We start from the raw sequence: 15,839 nt of genomic DNA on the forward strand, positions 1-15,839 counted from the left end.
CTTCACTGCCAGATCAACGAGACATCAGACAACCGTTCGTTCCACGCGCGCCAGAGCGTCGATTGATTCGGGAGTATCTCGAAACCGAGATCATCGAAACCACTCAGTAGTGAATCCCAGATTGTCTTTTATTTGACTTATCGTGAAATAACCAACATAGTTTATGTCTGTGGAAGTTGTATGACAGGTCGAGATAAGAACATGAGTACAGAATCTAAAACCAATGAGAACAACCTACCAATCACCGAAAGCTGGCGAGTATTAGCAGGCATTGGAGTCCTTGTTTCAGTGTTCGGAATCATCGCGATCTTCTCACCGCTTGTGAGCGGGATTGCACTCTCGCCGATACTCGGTGTGTTGCTCGTCGCTGGTGGAATCGGACATAGCATTCACGTCTTTTCTGCCCGAGAATGGAAGGGCTTCATCTGGCAGGCCCTGCTCGCGGTAATCTATATCGTCAGTGGCGTCACATTGATCGTGAACCCGGTGATTGGACTCTTGACCCTCACGCTCCTCTTGGCAGCGTTCTTCTTCGTCGAGGGTGCCGTCGGGATCGTGATGGCGTTACGACTCCGTCCGTCGTCGGGGTGGGGCTGGCTGCTCGCCAGCGGCGTCATCGGCGTCATTGCTGGCGCACTGGTCTGGACCGGTTGGCCGATAACTGCGCTGTGGGTGGTCGGTCTCGTCTTCGGGATCAAACTACTCAGCACGGGTGCGGCAATGATCATGTTGGCCATCGGTAGCCGCAAAGCCGCACGCGACACCACCTCGTCCGGTAGCACTCCTCGCGGTGCCTGAACTGCGAGCAAGCTTTCAAGTCTTGGAGCGCGTCGGCTGGAAATACTTGATAATGGTTCAAAAGATCTGCTTTTGTATTTTGGAGTCGAATTCTCGCTTTGTCCATGGACGATCCACCTTGGCCCTCGCTCTGATCAAGGGGGGAGGACTGTGGTCGTAATTACCCTTCTCGTGCTCGCAACGCTGATCGGACTGTCCGTGGTCCTCTATTCGAGTCGCGTCCAGAATTCGGAACGCTACCAGGCCATGGTCCTCCCACTCGGCGATATCATGGACATCGGGTTCGTTGCGATGACGCCGATAATCGTGGGCATCACCGGAATCGATTCGCCGCTAACGATGGCCGGTCTCTGCACACTTGGCTACGCAACAGGGTGGGTCATGCGGTACAATATCCGGTATTTCGAGCCCGTTTCTACCGAGAAAGGAATTCTACGTAACTTGTCGAATACTTCTCAGGGAGCATTGATTGTGGCGTCTGTCGTGAACGTTGCCTATTATCTACAGCTAATGGGTGGTGTCGTCATTTTCATCGTCGTCGCCCCGTTTAATTTCGATGGTGGCGCTCTGTCCGGATCGGGAATTGCTGTCGCGGTACTCGTCGCTCTCGGTCTGATCGGCTTTCTCCGCGGTCTGGACAAATTCAACGAGTTGAGTGAGCGGACGACAGCCTTCAACCTCGCAGCTGTCTCTGCGATTATCATTGGATTCGCCGCGTACAACCTACAAGTAGCCGTAGCAGGGAACTGGGTGCTTCCCGACTACAACCCTCCGCTGACCACCCAAGGCGCACGACAGATCCTCGGGTTCTTCGCCCTCGTCCAAGGTTTCGAGGCCTCGCGGTACATCGGTCGAGAATACAGTGCGGAACGGCGTATTCGGACGATGCGAGACGCGCAGATCGTCGCTACGGTCGCATTCGTTCTCTTTCCTGCGGCAGCCCTTCTCCTCTTCGCTCAGGTTCGTCCGAATCTGGGGCCGACCGCGGTCGTTCAGATCGGTGCGGTGGCGAGCCCCGTCCTTCCGTTGCTCATACTGGCCTTAGCGATCGGCAGTCAGGCATCCGCCGCGATTACCACGATCTCCTCGCGCTCCGATGTCCTCTTGGACCTCTCGAACGAGGCGATTCCACGGCGTCTCACCTTCCCGATTCTTGCCGCGGGAGCAATCGCCGTCGTGCTGGTCACCGACGTGCTCACGGCTGTCGCAACCGCTTCACGGGTATTTGCGGTATTCTTCACGCTACAGTGTCTGATCGCGCTGATTCTCGCAAGCCGTCACGAACACTGGAAACAGGCCGTAGGCATCATCCTGGTCGGCTTGGCGATGGTTGTCATCGCGATATTTGGGCTCTCCACCTGAGTTGCGCCTCACATCTGTTGGATCCCGTTATGAACGTGAGATCAACGTTTATCACTGAAAAATCAGTATTGGATCAGTTGAATCTCGTCGCCGAGCGACATCGAATGATTTAGCATTTTAATCATGTGTCAGAGTCCTCTCAGCCAACATACGATCGTCGAGCGCTTGATTCGGACGCTAATGGTTGCTGTAGAAGACGAGGGCAGCGCGTCAGCGCGTAGCGTTGACAAGCCACTGTCTTCGTTCGACGACAGCGGGCTCCTCGATCACCTCGACTGTTCGAATCCTCATACCAGAATTATTTCAATTTTGGTGAAAGTCATTGTCATTCGAGGTGTGTTATCGATACACTCCCGGGATCGGGGGCAGCGAACCGTGAATGAATGAGCGCTCTATGGTCTGAACGAACACACGACTCGGTTCGAGGCTCGGTCGGCGGGGGCAATGGGGAGCTACAATGGCAGATCAAGAATTTCACGGCCAAATCGGCCGTACGTACAACGAATCCGAACCGTGGTGGCCCGAAGAGACCCGGGCACCTGAAGACGCCCCGAACGTCTTGATGATCGTCCTTGACGACGTTGGATTCGGCCAGCTGGGCTGTTATGGCGGACTGATCGACACGCCGAACATCGACAGATTGGCCGAGAACGGTCTCCAGTACAACAACTTCCACACCACGGCGATCTGCTCACCGACCAGGAGCTGCCTGATGACTGGGCGGAACCACCACTCGAACGGAATGGCCGGAATCACCGAAATCACGACCGGATTTCCGGGGTACGACGGTCACATTCCCCACGAGAACGGCTTCCTTCCGGAGATGCTCGGTGAACAGGGCTACAGCACCCACGCGCTCGGCAAGTGGCACCTCTCGCCCGTCGAGGCCAACAGCGCCGCCGGTCCGTACGACGAGTGGCCGCTCGGGCGCGGATTCGAGCGCTTCTACGGGTTCCTCGGCGCTGACTCCGACCAGTACACGCCGCCGCTCATCTACGACAATCACCAAGTCGAACCACCGGCGACGCCCGAGGAGGGGTATCACTTCACCGAGGACATCGCCGCCCGTGCCATCGAGTTCATGACCGACGCGAAACAGGTCAACCCGGACAAACCTCTCTTCAAGTACTTCTGTCCCGGCGCGTGCCACGCGCCCCACCAGGTCCCTCAGGAGTGGGCCGACAAGTACGAGGGCGAGTTCGACATGGGCTGGGACGAAGCCCGTGAGCAGATCCTCGAACGCCAGAAGGAGATGGGTGTGGTGCCGGAAAACACGGATCTCTCGCCACAGAACGAAGACGTTCGAGAGTGGGACTCCCTGTCGGAGGACGAACACCGCCTTTACTCCCGGATGATGGAGGTGTTCGCGGGCTTTCTCGAACACACCGACCACCAGATCGAGAAACTCCTCGACTTCCTCGACGAGCTCGGCGAACTCGACGACACGCTCGTGATGCTCGTCTCGGACAACGGAGCCAGCCCCGAAGGCGGCCCCACGGGATCGCTCAACGAGAATCGCTTCTTCAACAACATCGAGGAGAACGTCGAGGACAATCTCGACGCGATCGACGACCTCGGTGGTCCGGAGTACTACAACCACTACCCGTGGGGATGGACGTGGGCGGGGAACACGCCATTCCGACGCTGGAAGCGCGAGACGTATCGCGGCGGCGCGAGCGACCCGATGGTCGTCCACTGGCCGAACGGCATCGACGCCGAGGGGGAAATGCGCGATCAGTTCGTCCACGCCATCGACCTCGTGCCGACGATCCTGGAATCGATCGGGATCGAGGCCCCCGACGAGATCAAAGGCTACTCGCAGTCGCCCATCGAGGGCACGAGTTTCGCGTACTCGTTCGACGACCCCGACGCGCCGGAACAGCACACCACCCAGTACTTCGAGATGCTCGCGACGCGCGCGATCTACCACGACGGCTGGCGCGCCGTCCATCCCTGGCCGCTGGACGAACCGATCAGCGCGGAGGACCTCTCGGCCAGCAGTCTGGAGGACTCCGGGTGGGAACTGTATCACGTCGCCGAGGACTTCTCGGAAGCCCACGACGTCAGCGACGAACACCCCGAGAAACTGCTCGAACTCATCCAACTGTGGTGGTCTGAAGCCGGAAAGCACAACGTGTTGCCGCTCGACAGTCGCGGCGTGGCACGGCTCGCCGAACCGCGCCCCCAACCCGGCAAGCCCCGCGACAGGTACGTCTACCACCCCAGCGAACAGCACGTCCCCGAGAACGCGGCCGCCAAAGTGCTGAACCGCGACCACAGCATCACCGCCGATCTGTCGATTCCGGCCAGTGGGGCCGAGGGCGTCCTGATCGCTCACGGCGCTCGCTCGGGTGGCTACTCGCTGTTCATCGAGGACGGTCGGCTCCACTACGTCCACAACTACGTGGGCGTCGAGGAGTACGAGGTCGTCGCCGACGAGCGAGTTCCCGAGGGCGACGTCTCGGTTAGCATGGAGCTCGAGACGACCGGCGAGCCCGATGCCCAGAACGGGAAGGGCACACCGGCGACAGTCCGCCTCTACTACGGCGACGAACAGGTGGGCGAGGGTGATCTGCTGACGACGATCCCCATCAGCATCAGTATCGTTGCTGGACTGAGCTGTGGACGAGACGCCGTCAACGCCGTCAGCGACGAGTACCGGGACCGATCACCGTTCGCGTTCACCGGCGACATCGATCGCGTGACCGTCGACGTCAGCGGCGAACCGTTCGTCCATCACGAGGCCGAGATGGACCGCATCCTGGCGCGGGAGTGATGCGAACGAGCGTCCGGGAGTCCGCTCGCCCGATGGCCTCCGTGCGCCCCCGTCCGTCGGTCGGGGGGTCAGTCACGGGCTCGACACGAGAGGATTCACCGTGGCGGTAGTCCTCGAATCCCTCGCGCGGCTGTCGGTGCTGGTCTTCGTCGTGACGAGCATGCTTGCGATGGGGCTGAACCTGACGGTTGCACAGATCCTCGCCCCCTTGCGAGACCTGCGCCGAGTCGCGACGGCGCTTTTGGCGAACTTCGTTCTCGTGCCTGTCCTCGCCTACGCCATTCTCGTCGTGATTCCCCTTTCGCAAGCCCAGTCCATCGGACTGATACTGCTGGCGACCGCGGCCGGTGCCCCGTTTCTGCCCAAGCTCGTGGAGACCGCAAAGGGCAACCTCGCCTTCGGCGTCGGGCTGATGGTCCTGTTGATGGTAGTCACCGTCGCGTACGTCCCGGTGGTGCTCCCGTTGTTGCTGCCCGGTGTCGAGGTCGCTCCCCTCGACATCGCGAGTTCGCTCGTGGTCTTGATGCTCATCCCGCTCGCCATCGGTCTGGTTGTCAAGGCCCGCTACTCGGACGTGGCCGACTCCGTCCAGCCTGCAGTCAACCAGACGTCGAGTACGGCGCTGATCCTTCTGGTCGTCCTGATGCTAGTCCTGAACTTTCAGACGGTTCTGAGCGTGATCGGGACCGGCGTGATCCTCGCCCTGCTGTTGTTCATCGTCGCCTCGTTCGCCATCGGGTGGGCGCTGGGTGGGACGGAGGTCGACAATCGGTCGGTGATGAGTCTCGGGACGGCCCAACGCAACGTCTCGGCCGCGCTGGTCGTCGGCGCGCAGAACTTTGCTGACCCGAACGTGCTCGTCGTGCTGATCGTCGGCGCAATGTTGATGCTGGTCGTCCTGTTACCGCTCGGTGGCGAACTCGGCCGACGCACTGCTCCGAGCACCGAGAGCCCGGAGCGTGAGAGAATGACTGTCGAAGACTGAACCGACTGACCACACGACTGTTCGTTGTTCGGTCTTGTCGCTCCAATCCTTCTCGTGGTTCAGCGAGAGTCCCGTCGTTCACGGCACAGGGGATCTCACGATTCGAAAGCGAAAACCTGGTTCCAGTCGTCCTTCATGCTCGCAACGATCCAATCTTTCTCCTCGGCCGTTTCCATCAGCGACGGGGGAAATGCGCCGAGCATGGGGTCCGCCAGTCCTTTGGCCGAACCGTACGCATACTCGCGCTCGTCGTCGTCGTGGAACAGCAACATCATCAACCGCGGACCGCTGCCCGCACCGGTCCATTCGAGCATCTCGCGGTCTCCGGTGGAGTTACCGAACGCCGCGATCGGCCGCCTGCCGATGAACTTGTGGATGCCGATCGGCTTGCCTGCCTCGTCGTCGATGAAATCGATCTCGGGCAAGCGCATCAACACCGGTTCGCCGTCGCGGACCTCATAGCGGGTCTCGATCGTCGATCCCACCACTTCCTCGGGTGGAACCCCGTAGGCCGCCTCAGTCATCGGCCGCATGAACTCGACGCCACCGCCGGAGAAAATGTATGTCTTGAACTCGTTGGCCCGCAAAAACGCGAGCAGCTCGACCATCGGCTGATAGACCAATTCGGTGTAGCGCCGCTCGAAGCGTGGATGGCGCGCCTCGTCCTGCCAGTCGGTCACGATCTCCTCGAACTCGGCCGTGCTCATGCCAGCGTGCGAGGCCACGATCAGTTTGATCAGTCCTTTCTTCCCCCCGCCGCCAACGCCTCGAGATCGTCGTCAAGCACCGCTTTGAATGGCTGTGTGGTCTTCCACTCCGGGTGCTGGGGTGCCAGCGCTTTGATCCGGTCCATCGCGAAGGCGAGTTGGGTGTACGTCGGCTGCTCCACCCACAGCGTGCCGTCGTTGTCGAACGTGGCGATGCGTTCGGCGGGCGGCACGAAATCGGGGGAGTCCGTCGTCGTCACCTTCTCCACGAACGTGAGGATGGACTGTTTGGCTTCGCTGTCATTCCAAGACGGAAGTGGACGTGTAGACTGATCGTTCATCTCGTTCGGTTACTGGTTCCGAAAGTTAATAATCACGCTCGATTTGTTTTGTCCTGATTATGGTGGAATGAAATACTTCTGATTCGGATTCGATACGTGGATCAGCACCCTTTCACGCCTCATCGCTGATATTGTAAACTAGATAATTGTTCCACCGAACACACTAAGCCTCAACACAGTCATGGGTATTGGTACAGTATGGCGTCCGACCAAATCACTCTCAGCGAGGCACTCTCGATGGCCATTGGTGGAATGGTCGGCGGTGGGATCTTCGCTGTGCTCGGGGTCGTAGCTGTCGAAGCTGGTACCGCTACGTGGATCGCGTTCGTCGCGTCGGGCGTCGTCGCCATCTGTGCTGGCTACTCGGCGTTACGGCTCAACGCGCGATCAGAAGGCCAGTTGAACCCGATCGCCTATATCGAACAATTCACCGGTAGCACGACGCTCGCGGGCATGACCGGCTGGACGTTCATCACCGGATACGTCGGAACGATGTCGCTGTACGCCTACTCGTTCGGAGGATATTTCACCGAACTGATCGGTGCGGACGCGGTCGCAGGCCTTCCGCTCCAACCGGTCATCACGCTGCTCGTTATCGTCGTGTTCGTCGGTCTCAACCTCGGCGGGGCACACGCGTCGGGACGCACCGAAAACATACTCGTCGGTCTCAAAGTGCTCATTCTGCTTGTTTTCGGTTTCGGTGGGCTCTATTATGGGTTCCAGCGAGGACTGATCAGTTCCGGTCTCGAGGACCTGCAAGTGAGCACGCTGCTGGCTGCCAGCATCGGCTTCGTCGCGTTCGAAGGCTGGGAGCTCCTGTTGTTCGACCAGGAAAACATCGAAAACCCCCAGGAGACGATCACGAAGGCGATCTACGGCTCGATCGTGTTCGTGACCGCACTCTACGTGATCGTGGCCGTCGTGACGACGAACCTCGTGAGCACGGAGGTCATTCAACGAAACGCAGAAACCGCGCTCGCGGTTGCTGCGGAACCGTTCCTCGGCCAGTTCGGCTTCGTGTTGATCTCGATCGCGGCACTGTTCTCGACCGGGAGTGCGCTCAACGCGACGCTGTTCAGTGCGTCCCGACTGACGCGGATGCTCGTTGCGGACGATCTGCTCCCGAGCCAACTCCGTGGCGTCGACGACGACCCGACCCGTCCGCTGCTCGTTCTCGGCGTACTGACGGCGTTGCTGAGCGGTCTCGGTGGTCTCGACGGGATCAGTTCGTTCGCCTCACTGTCGTTCATCACGATCTTCGGCGGATTTAGCCTGCTGGCGTTCCTCGAACGGACATCGTTCGTGTCGGCACTAATCCCCGCGATCGGCTGTCTGGGTGCGATCGCCACCATCGTCGGGCTACTGTATAACCTCGTCACAACCGAACCGGAGGTGTTCGTGGCAGTGGTCGGGATCTCGATTGCAGCCGTCGCCATGGAACTGCTGTATTTCGACCGGGAGCCGATTCTTGCTGAAGCACGGAATGTCAAGCAGCGACTCTGACGAGGTGCTGTTCTTCGGCAGGGTAGTTGCCCGCTATCCGTCGAAACACTCCAAACGGCACTATAACTGGCGTCAGTATGTGGTCTTGCTCCGTGCCATGGTGAAGAAGGCGACCACGTATGGAGCATCATTGATGACCCATGCAGAATCCACCGATGCGCTGCCAGCCGCCCCACCTATCCCAGAAGGCCGTTCAGGATGCTGGCGACGAAAAAGAGGATGACTACCTCGCTGACGATCCACGAGTTCGTGTTCATCCAGTCTCGAATCTTTGGGAGGATGGCTTCCGCGCGTTCTCCGAGCACTACCATACCGAGTGACGGAGACGCCAGCAACACCAGCGTGACGAGAACGAACGGAATGGCGTCCGTCAGCGGAAAGTCGTGGGCGGCGAGATAGGAGCCGACGGTGACGGAGGTGATGATGTCGGTTGGAAAGAATCCGAGCAGCAAGAAGCCGAGCCGGAACGAGAACTGCGGTGTGGCCGCCTGGAGTCGCCCCATCCACTTCGGGGGTTCCGATTGCCCACGCCCTAGGAACGTGCGGACCATGGCGATCAGGAGGAGCACCAAGATGATGACGTTGAGTGTTCCCCCCGACAGCCCCTGACCGGTAGCGCCGACCCCCAAGAAGAACGTAGCAGCGACCACGAGTGATATCGAGAGCGCTGCACCTAAGACGAACACGCCGGAATTGCGCTGCCATCCCTCACTCGTGGCGAGGAAGATGGCGCTCAGTATCTGTGGGCCGGCAATCATCACGACCGCCAATGGGAGAACCGTGAGGAAGCTCACGACGGTACTCCCTCCTCGCGTCGCCACCGATCGATGGTCGACGCGATCGTCTCGTCCTCGCGGACGCCACCGAGTTCCTCGTTCAAGCCGACGGCATTTAGCATTTCCACGACCTGTTCGTTCGCACCCGCGATGCGGAGGTCGATCCCTTGGGAAGCGAGATCGCTCCGGAGATCGCCGAAGAACTCTGCGGCCGCGTAGTCCACGATCGGTGAGGAGAAGAGATCGAAGACGACGAGATCGACTGGCGAGTCGTGTGCTTCGATGCGCGCTTCGAGGTCGTTCTGTACGACGTTCGTGTTCGCGTAGAACAACTCGGCGTCGACGCGGTAGACGAGCACGCCGGAATCCTCGACCGCTTCGGGATGTCTCTTCGGGTTGATGAAGTGGTTGCTGTCCGGAAACCGACCGAGAGCCTCCGTCTTTGGGTTGCTAACGAGCGAGATCATGTGAAGCAGCGACAGGCCGACGCCGATGAACACGCCCCAGACCATCCCCAGCGCGAGCACCCCCAACAGCGTCGCGGACGCGATGGCGAACTCGCTCCGGGTGACCTGTCGGAGTCGCTTCATCTCCGCAACGTCGATGAGACCGAGGACGGCGACGGTGACGACCGCTGCCAGAGTGGCGTCCGGGAGTGTCGTGAACACTCCCGTGAGAAACAGGAGAACGACGACGAGGACGGCGGCGACCACCGCGCTGACGACCTGGGATTTTCCGCCCATGGAGTCGTTGAGCGCCGACCGAGACATACTCCCGCCGACGGCGAACCCACCGAACAGGCCGGCGGCGACGTTCGCGGCACCGTCGGCCAGGAGTTCCTGATCGGGGTCAGCTCTGTACCCGTTCCGACGGGCAAACGTCTGGACGGCACCGATGCCCTGCACGTACGAGAGGATGAAGAGCGCGAACGCCACCGGAGTGAGTGCCCCCACGACCCCGACCTCGGGGACGGGCGGGACCGTGAGCGTCGGAAGCCCGCTCTGTAGGTCCCCGACGACGGCGACACCCTGTGCCTGAAGATCGAGCACCGACGACGTGACGATAGCCAGGATGACGACGACCAGGGCGGTGGGTACTCGCTGGAATCGTTCTCCCAGGAGCAAAAGGCCAATCGAGAGGAGGCCGACGATGACCGTCGTGGACTGTGCCTCGTTCAGGTGGCTGAGAATGAACCAGAATCGCTCGAAGAAAGTACCGTCAGCGCCCTCGATGCCGAAGAGTTTCCCGAGTTGTGTGGAGATGATGTACAGCGCCGCACCCGTCGAAAACCCGGTGAGCACTGACCCGGAGATGAAGTTGACGAGGTGACCGAGCCGGAAGACCCATGCGGCGATGCTGATGATGCCGACGAGGAGAGTCGTCACAGCGACGGCGGCGGGGTACGTGATCCCGTTCGACGCTGCGATGGGGCCGACGCCGGCCAGGAGGAGGATGGCGAGCGCCGAGGTCGGACCGACGATCACTTGCCGGGACGAAGCGAGGAAAACGTACGTTATGGCCCCCAGCAATGCGGCGTACAGTCCTGTCTGAGGAGGCAATCCCGCCAGTGAGGCGTACGCCAAACTCTCCGGAATGACCGCAGCCGCGACCGTGATTCCCGCCACGATGTCGAGTCGGATCCAGGACTGATCGTATTCCGGAAGCCACTCCATCATCGGGAGTGCCGACTCCACGGAGTGCTTCATTCGCTCCGGAAGACTATCGGTTGTCATGAGTCGAATCGAGCAACGAATCCGGTCGCCAGCCAACGCTAACTCGCGTGCCACGGTTTACGCCCTCATCGAAGAGTTTGTACCGTTCCCGCTCTCGGTCACGGCCGCTTGGCCCTTCGTGGAAGCCGCGGTCTCGTCTCATTCGATTCAGTATCTGAACCATACGAAGTGGTACGTCTTCCTAGCTGATCTATCCGTATCACTAGATTCAGGAAATTCCAAATAGCGATAATTTCACTGCCGAACGGTTGAGCGGGCTGGATCGAGCAGTCACTCCTCGACTGGGGCGACACATCGGAATCCGACGTGGCTGGTCGAGGTATCGATTGGTTCCGGATACCGGGCGGCGGGTCGGTATCGGAAGCAGTAGTTCGGCGCACAGAGGTGCGAGCCACCTTTCAGCACTTTCCGAGGGATTTCGGACGGGTCTCTCGGATCGACACTCTGCTCCTCGGTGACGGTACGGAGATTAGCCGGCGTGCAGCACGATGCCTCGGGCTCACTGGTGGGAGGATCGGCACTGTACCAGTCTTGGGTCCAGTCCCAGACGTTCCCTGCCATGTCATACAGTCCGAATTCGTTCGCCGGAAACGATCCGACGGGCGAGGTGCGCTCGTAGCCGTCGAGTGCTTTGTTCTCGTGTGGGAACTCGCCCTGCCAGGTGTTCGCCATCAGCTGTCCATCGGGAACGTGTTCGTCACCTCAGACGAATCGCGTCCCCTCCAGCCTTCCACGAGCGGCACGTTCCCACTGGGCCTCCGTCGGGAGGGTCTTGCCAACCCACTCGGCGAACGCCTCTGCGTCCTCGTAGGCGACGTGAACCACCGGATGGTCCATTCTGTCCTCGATGTCGCTGTCCGGTCCGAGCGGATGTCGCCAATCCGCACCCGGAACGTGCTCCCACCACTGGCTCGGGTCGCGACGGTTCACCGGTCCACCAGGCTGTCGGAACACCGCTGACCCCGCAACGAGGGCGTCCGGGTCTGCCCCGGGATAGTTCTCGGGGTTGGGATCGCGCTCGGCGACCGTCGTGTAGCCAGTGTCGTTGACGAACGCGGCGAACTCCCGGTTCGTGGTCGGCGTGCGATTCATCCAGAAGCCGTCGACCGAAGACTCCCGGATCGGCCGTTCCTCCGGGTAGAACTCCTCGGAACCCATCAGAACGGTTCCGCCGGGTATCCACTCCATCTCCGGTTCCGGCGGCTCTCCCGGTGGCGTTTCGTCTGTTGCCGTTTTCGTTCGTGTGTCCGAATCGTGTGTCATCCTCGTCCTGTTCGTTTCGAACCAGCTTCAAGTTTTTCGCTGTCACGAATGTGTAACCCGTACGACCGCTGTCAGAGATACTGTGACAGCAACATCATCCCGATATGGGCCGGGATTCCGAGTGATCGCGGATCAGTAGTCTCAATTATATTTCAACTGGACACTACGAAGTTCCAAATCGGCCGCGTTGGCACGCCGTATTCGGCGTTCTTCGACATATTCCGCGGTTGGGATGTTACAGCACTGATTCCTGTTCGAAACCTCGGGTCGAATCCGCTGGCGAATCACCGACCAGCCAGTCGATCAGCGATGCGTCGGACGGACGATTTTCGAGCTCGTTTCGTATTGCTTCATACGATTTATTAGGTGGATGCTGGCCCAACAATGTTCATTCGATCGTTCGCTCACCGAGCTGCGCGCTCGTCGTGTGTCGGCGCAACTGCCTCGGGCGGTTGTGGAGGAAACTACCGACCCAGCACTTCGACGGCCGAACCCTGGATCGATCCGATTACTTGCTTGTTCAATACGGATGGTATCCGAAGGATGACAGGAAGAGGAGTGCCTGCTACGCTGTCGCGCTGGAGTCGACGTCGTCGCCGATGGTGACGAAGCTGTACTCACAGTCCGGACAGCGCCACTTCACTTTCTCGCCGAGCCGGACCATCGTGCTCGCGGCGCGATAGAACGTTCGCTCCTCGTCACAGGTCGGGCAGTCGTGGTCGCGTTCGAGACTCATGAGGCCGGTTTGGGAACCATCCCCCCTCAATGTACTGGTTCGCTGGCCACTCACCACGATACACTCCATTCTGATATACCGAACGGGTGGCGGCGTACGGTGAACCACAGTACTCAATTGGGTGTACGATGTGGGTGGTGACAATGGTCTCGGACGATCTCGCCGGCGCACTCGACCGGGTGAACCAGCGATTCGACCTCAACGAGTACGAGACCGACGCCTATCTCGTGGTGCTCGAACACGGTCGACTGACCGCCTCGGAGATCGCCGACCGAACCGATATCCCCCAACCACGGGTGTACGACACCGTTCGGAGCCTCGGCGAGCGCGGTCTCGTCGAACTCCGGGAGTCTCGCCCCATCGAGGTGCTCGCGGTCGATCCCCAGACGGCGTTCGGGGGAGTCCACGACTCCCTCGACACGCTCATCGACGACCTCCGGACCCACTACACCGCGCCCGCCCGTGACGCCGAGGCCGCCTCGCTCATCAAATCCCGCTCGACCATCCTCCGACACATCGAGAGCGTGATCGAGGAGGCCGAGTACGAACTCATCCTCTCACTGACGCCCGATCTCGTCGGCCGATTCGAGGATCGACTCGCCGACCGACAGCGCGCGAACGTCGCCACCGAACTCCTCGTCACCCCCACTGCCGACGCCCCAGCTGCCGAAGAGTACGATTACGCGTCGATCGCCACCACCGTCCGGGCACGCGAGGGCGTCACGACCCCGGTGATCGCGGTCGGCGACGGCGAACACGCGGTCTACGCCACCCAGGACGCGATCGCGTGGAACCGCGAGCGGTACGGCGTGGTGTTCGACCGCTCGGAGCTCGGCTTCCTGGTCTCGGGGTTTTTCAACACGCTCCTCTGGACCACCGCCGAGCCCGTGCTCGACGACGGCGACGACCGGACGTTCCCCCGCCGATACGCCTCGATCCGGCGGTGTGTGGCGGATCTCGACGATGGCGAGGGACCGTTCACCGTGTCGGTTGAGGGCCGGGACACCGCTACCGGCGAGCCACGGACGGTGTCCGGAACAGTGCGCGAGGTCGCCCGCGACGAGACCGGCCTGACCGCCACCCTCACCATCGACACCGACGACGGCACGGTGACGGTCGGCGGTCGGGTCGCTGCCTTCGAGGACGTCGAGGCCCACGAACTTCGTGTCGAACAGAATTGATGGACGCAAGCTCTCCACGTCGAACATTCGAATTCCTGATAGGACGTGGATCTCACGTTAGCTTCTGAAAATCGGTGCCTCTCCGCGATATATCGCGATAGTCTGTAGAGACGTTCGAAACTATCGTTCGACTGGGATGCATATTCCCCTGACCCGACCTCGACATAACCCGGGACCATCCACGACCATCGAACACGAACAATGTTGTTCGTGTAAGTTATTTGTGCCCATCAATAATGTTCACAAAAACACATAGAATTTATATACCCCAGATCGGTGGTGTATCGGGAAATGCTCACAGGACTACCGCTGATACTGTTGCTGCTCGCAGCAGTTGCGTTCATCGTTTTCGCAACGGCGAAACTCAATCTCCACGCCTTCCTCACGCTCCTCGTCGCTGCGTACGCGACCGGCCTCATCGCTGGCCTCGATCCGACGAACGCGGCCACGCTCGTCACTGACGGCTTCGGTAACGTTCTCGGGTATATCGGCATCGTCATCCTCGCCGGCACCATCATCGGAAAGGCACTCGAACGCTCCGGTGCGGCGATCGTCATCGCGGACACCATCCTCGGTCTCATCGGCGAGGACAACACCGCCGAGGTCATGGCGGTTACCGGCAGCCTCGTCAGCATCCCCGTTTTCTGTGACTCGGGGTACGTCATCCTCTCCGGTCTGGGGCGATCGCTCGCGGAGCGCTCGAAGCTCTCGCTCGCGACCATCAGTGTCGCCCTCGCCAGTGGTCTGTACGTCACTCACGTGTTCGTTCCACCGACGCCCGGCCCCATCGCCGCCGCCGGCATTCTCGGTGCCGACGTCGGCCTCGTCATGCTCGCTGGGATCGCCGTGAGCGTCCCCATCACGTTCGTCGGGGCGAAGTGGGCGACGACCGTCGCTTCTCGCTACCACATCGATCCGGATCCGGACATGACGATGGACGACGTCAAGGAGGAGTACGGCACCCTTCCGTCGCCGGCGCGATCGTTCACCCCCATTCTCCTGCCCATCGTCCTCATCACGATCGGTAGTATCGCTTCGTACCCCAGCGCTGACGATCCCGCCTTCGTCGCCGGAGCGCTCCAGGACTGGTTGCTGTTCTTCGGCGACCCGGCCGTCGCGCTCATCATCGGTGCCTTCGCGAGCTTCGCAGTCGTCCCCGAGATCACCGACGAAGTCACCGACGAGTGGGTGAGTGACGGTCTGACCGACGCTGCCGTCATCGTCGCGGTCACCGGCGCTGGCGGAGCCTTCGGCAACGTGCTCTCGGCGCTCCCGCTCGAGGGTTTCATCAGCAACACGTTCGGCGGACTCGGTATCGGTCTCTTCGCCGCGTTCGTCACCGCCGCCGCCCTCAAAACCGCGCTCGGATCGTCGACGGTCGCCATCCTCACCACCGCAGGCCTCGTCGCCCCGCTCCTCGGTTCGCTCGGCCTCGCGTCCCAGTGGGGACGCGTCTTCGCCGTCCTCGCCATCGGTGCCGGTAGCATGACGGTCAGCCACGCCAACGACTCGTACTTCTGGATCATCACCGAGTTCTCCGACATGGAAACCGCGACCGCTTACCAGGCCTGGACGGCCGGAACGCTCGTCCTCGGTCTCTCGAGTATCGTCTGGATCGTCGTCCTCCAGAACATCGTCGGCATGCTCGGCTGATCGCCACTCGGGTACGGTAGGGCCA

12 protein-coding genes and 1 pseudogene are annotated in these 15,839 nt (G+C 60.7%); 7 read left to right on the forward strand and 6 right to left on the reverse strand.

The window, feature by feature from the left end:
• Window positions 1-180: 180 nt before the first annotated feature.
• The 4 genes from C450_RS12830 to C450_RS12845 all read left to right on the forward strand — a co-directional run bounded on the left by C450_RS12830 (window position 181) and on the right by C450_RS12845 (window position 5,921).
• Window positions 181-798: an HdeD family acid-resistance protein gene (locus C450_RS12830; RefSeq protein WP_241430403.1), complete on the forward strand. Its 618-nt coding sequence runs from the start codon at window positions 181-183 to the stop codon at window positions 796-798.
• A 150-nt stretch (window positions 799-948) separates the two neighbouring features.
• On the forward strand, window positions 949-2,160 hold the full coding sequence (locus C450_RS12835) for a hypothetical protein (RefSeq protein ID WP_005044076.1): 1,212 nt from the start codon (window positions 949-951) through the stop codon (window positions 2,158-2,160).
• 457 nt (window positions 2,161-2,617) lie between these two features.
• Window positions 2,618-4,936 carry an arylsulfatase gene (locus C450_RS12840; RefSeq protein ID WP_005044077.1) on the forward strand — a complete coding sequence of 773 codons (2,319 nt, stop codon included), beginning with the start codon at window positions 2,618-2,620 and terminating at the stop codon, window positions 4,934-4,936.
• Between the two features lie 100 nt (window positions 4,937-5,036).
• Entirely contained in the window at window positions 5,037-5,921 is an 885-nt protein-coding gene (locus C450_RS12845; protein ID WP_005044080.1) for a bile acid:sodium symporter family protein, read from the forward strand.
• Between the two features lie 95 nt (window positions 5,922-6,016).
• Here C450_RS12845 and C450_RS12850 read toward each other — a convergent pair whose 3' ends face one another.
• Together C450_RS12850 and C450_RS22700 are read right to left on the reverse strand one after the other, a co-directional pair.
• Window positions 6,017-6,628, reverse strand: coding sequence for an HAD family hydrolase (locus C450_RS12850; protein WP_005044082.1), 612 nt, complete (start codon window positions 6,626-6,628; stop codon window positions 6,017-6,019).
• A gap of 29 nt (window positions 6,629-6,657) precedes the next feature.
• On the reverse strand, window positions 6,658-6,969 hold the full coding sequence (locus tag C450_RS22700) for a hypothetical protein (RefSeq protein ID WP_005044084.1): 312 nt from the start codon (window positions 6,967-6,969) through the stop codon (window positions 6,658-6,660).
• A gap of 198 nt (window positions 6,970-7,167) precedes the next feature.
• Here C450_RS22700 and C450_RS12855 point away from each other — a divergent pair, with 198 nt between their 5' ends.
• A complete protein-coding gene (locus tag C450_RS12855) occupies window positions 7,168-8,472 on the forward strand; it encodes an APC family permease (RefSeq protein ID WP_005044086.1) in 1,305 nt (434 codons plus the stop codon).
• Window positions 8,473-8,648: 176 nt separating this feature from the next.
• Here C450_RS12855 and C450_RS12860 read toward each other — a convergent pair whose 3' ends face one another.
• From C450_RS12860 to C450_RS22440, 4 genes and pseudogenes are all read right to left on the reverse strand, one after another.
• The gene (locus tag C450_RS12860; protein ID WP_049910207.1) at window positions 8,649-9,266 is read right to left on the reverse strand and encodes a GAP family protein; all 618 of its coding nucleotides are present in this window, start codon (window positions 9,264-9,266) and stop codon (window positions 8,649-8,651) included.
• Window positions 9,263-10,954, reverse strand: a complete 1,692-nt coding sequence (locus C450_RS12865) for a SulP family inorganic anion transporter (RefSeq protein ID WP_005044091.1) — start codon at window positions 10,952-10,954, stop codon at window positions 9,263-9,265. The genes C450_RS12860 and C450_RS12865 overlap by 4 nt, the downstream gene beginning before the upstream one ends.
• A 297-nt stretch (window positions 10,955-11,251) precedes the next feature.
• Window positions 11,252-12,244, reverse strand: a pseudogene (locus tag C450_RS22995) (formylglycine-generating enzyme family protein).
• A gap of 565 nt (window positions 12,245-12,809) precedes the next feature.
• Entirely contained in the window at window positions 12,810-12,980 is a 171-nt protein-coding gene (locus tag C450_RS22440) for a DUF7838 family putative zinc beta-ribbon protein (protein WP_005044095.1), read from the reverse strand.
• A 143-nt stretch (window positions 12,981-13,123) separates the two neighbouring features.
• On the opposite strand from C450_RS22440, the gene trmB reads away from it, so the two are divergent.
• Window positions 13,124-14,161 (forward strand): HTH-type sugar sensing transcriptional regulator TrmB, encoded by a 1,038-nt coding sequence (gene trmB, locus C450_RS12875; protein WP_005044097.1) that lies wholly within the window; start codon window positions 13,124-13,126, stop codon window positions 14,159-14,161.
• A gap of 291 nt (window positions 14,162-14,452) precedes the next feature.
• Entirely contained in the window at window positions 14,453-15,814 is a 1,362-nt protein-coding gene (locus tag C450_RS12880; RefSeq protein WP_005044100.1) for a GntP family permease, read from the forward strand.
• Window positions 15,815-15,839: the final 25 nt, after the last annotated feature.

This window comes from Halococcus salifodinae DSM 8989 (assembly GCF_000336935.1).
Classification (GTDB): Archaea; Halobacteriota; Halobacteria; order Halobacteriales; family Halococcaceae; genus Halococcus; species Halococcus salifodinae.

Bases quoted from the DNA above. Each gene is read 5' to 3' on its own strand.
- C450_RS12830 (WP_241430403.1), top strand. From the start codon at position 181: ATGACAGGTCGAGATAAGAACATGAGTACAGAATCTAAAACCAATGAG.
- C450_RS12840 (WP_005044077.1), top strand. From the start codon at position 2,618: ATGGCAGATCAAGAATTTCACGGCCAAATCGGCCGTACGTACAACGAA.
- C450_RS12850 (WP_005044082.1), bottom strand. From the start codon at position 6,628: ATGAGCACGGCCGAGTTCGAGGAGATCGTGACCGACTGGCAGGACGAG.
- C450_RS22700 (WP_005044084.1), bottom strand. From the start codon at position 6,969: ATGAACGATCAGTCTACACGTCCACTTCCGTCTTGGAATGACAGCGAA.
- C450_RS12855 (WP_005044086.1), top strand. From the start codon at position 7,168: ATGGCGTCCGACCAAATCACTCTCAGCGAGGCACTCTCGATGGCCATT.
- C450_RS12865 (WP_005044091.1), bottom strand. From the start codon at position 10,954: ATGAAGCACTCCGTGGAGTCGGCACTCCCGATGATGGAGTGGCTTCCG.
- C450_RS22440 (WP_005044095.1), bottom strand. From the start codon at position 12,980: ATGAGTCTCGAACGCGACCACGACTGCCCGACCTGTGACGAGGAGCGA.
- trmB (WP_005044097.1), top strand. From the start codon at position 13,124: ATGGTCTCGGACGATCTCGCCGGCGCACTCGACCGGGTGAACCAGCGA.
- C450_RS12880 (WP_005044100.1), top strand. From the start codon at position 14,453: ATGCTCACAGGACTACCGCTGATACTGTTGCTGCTCGCAGCAGTTGCG.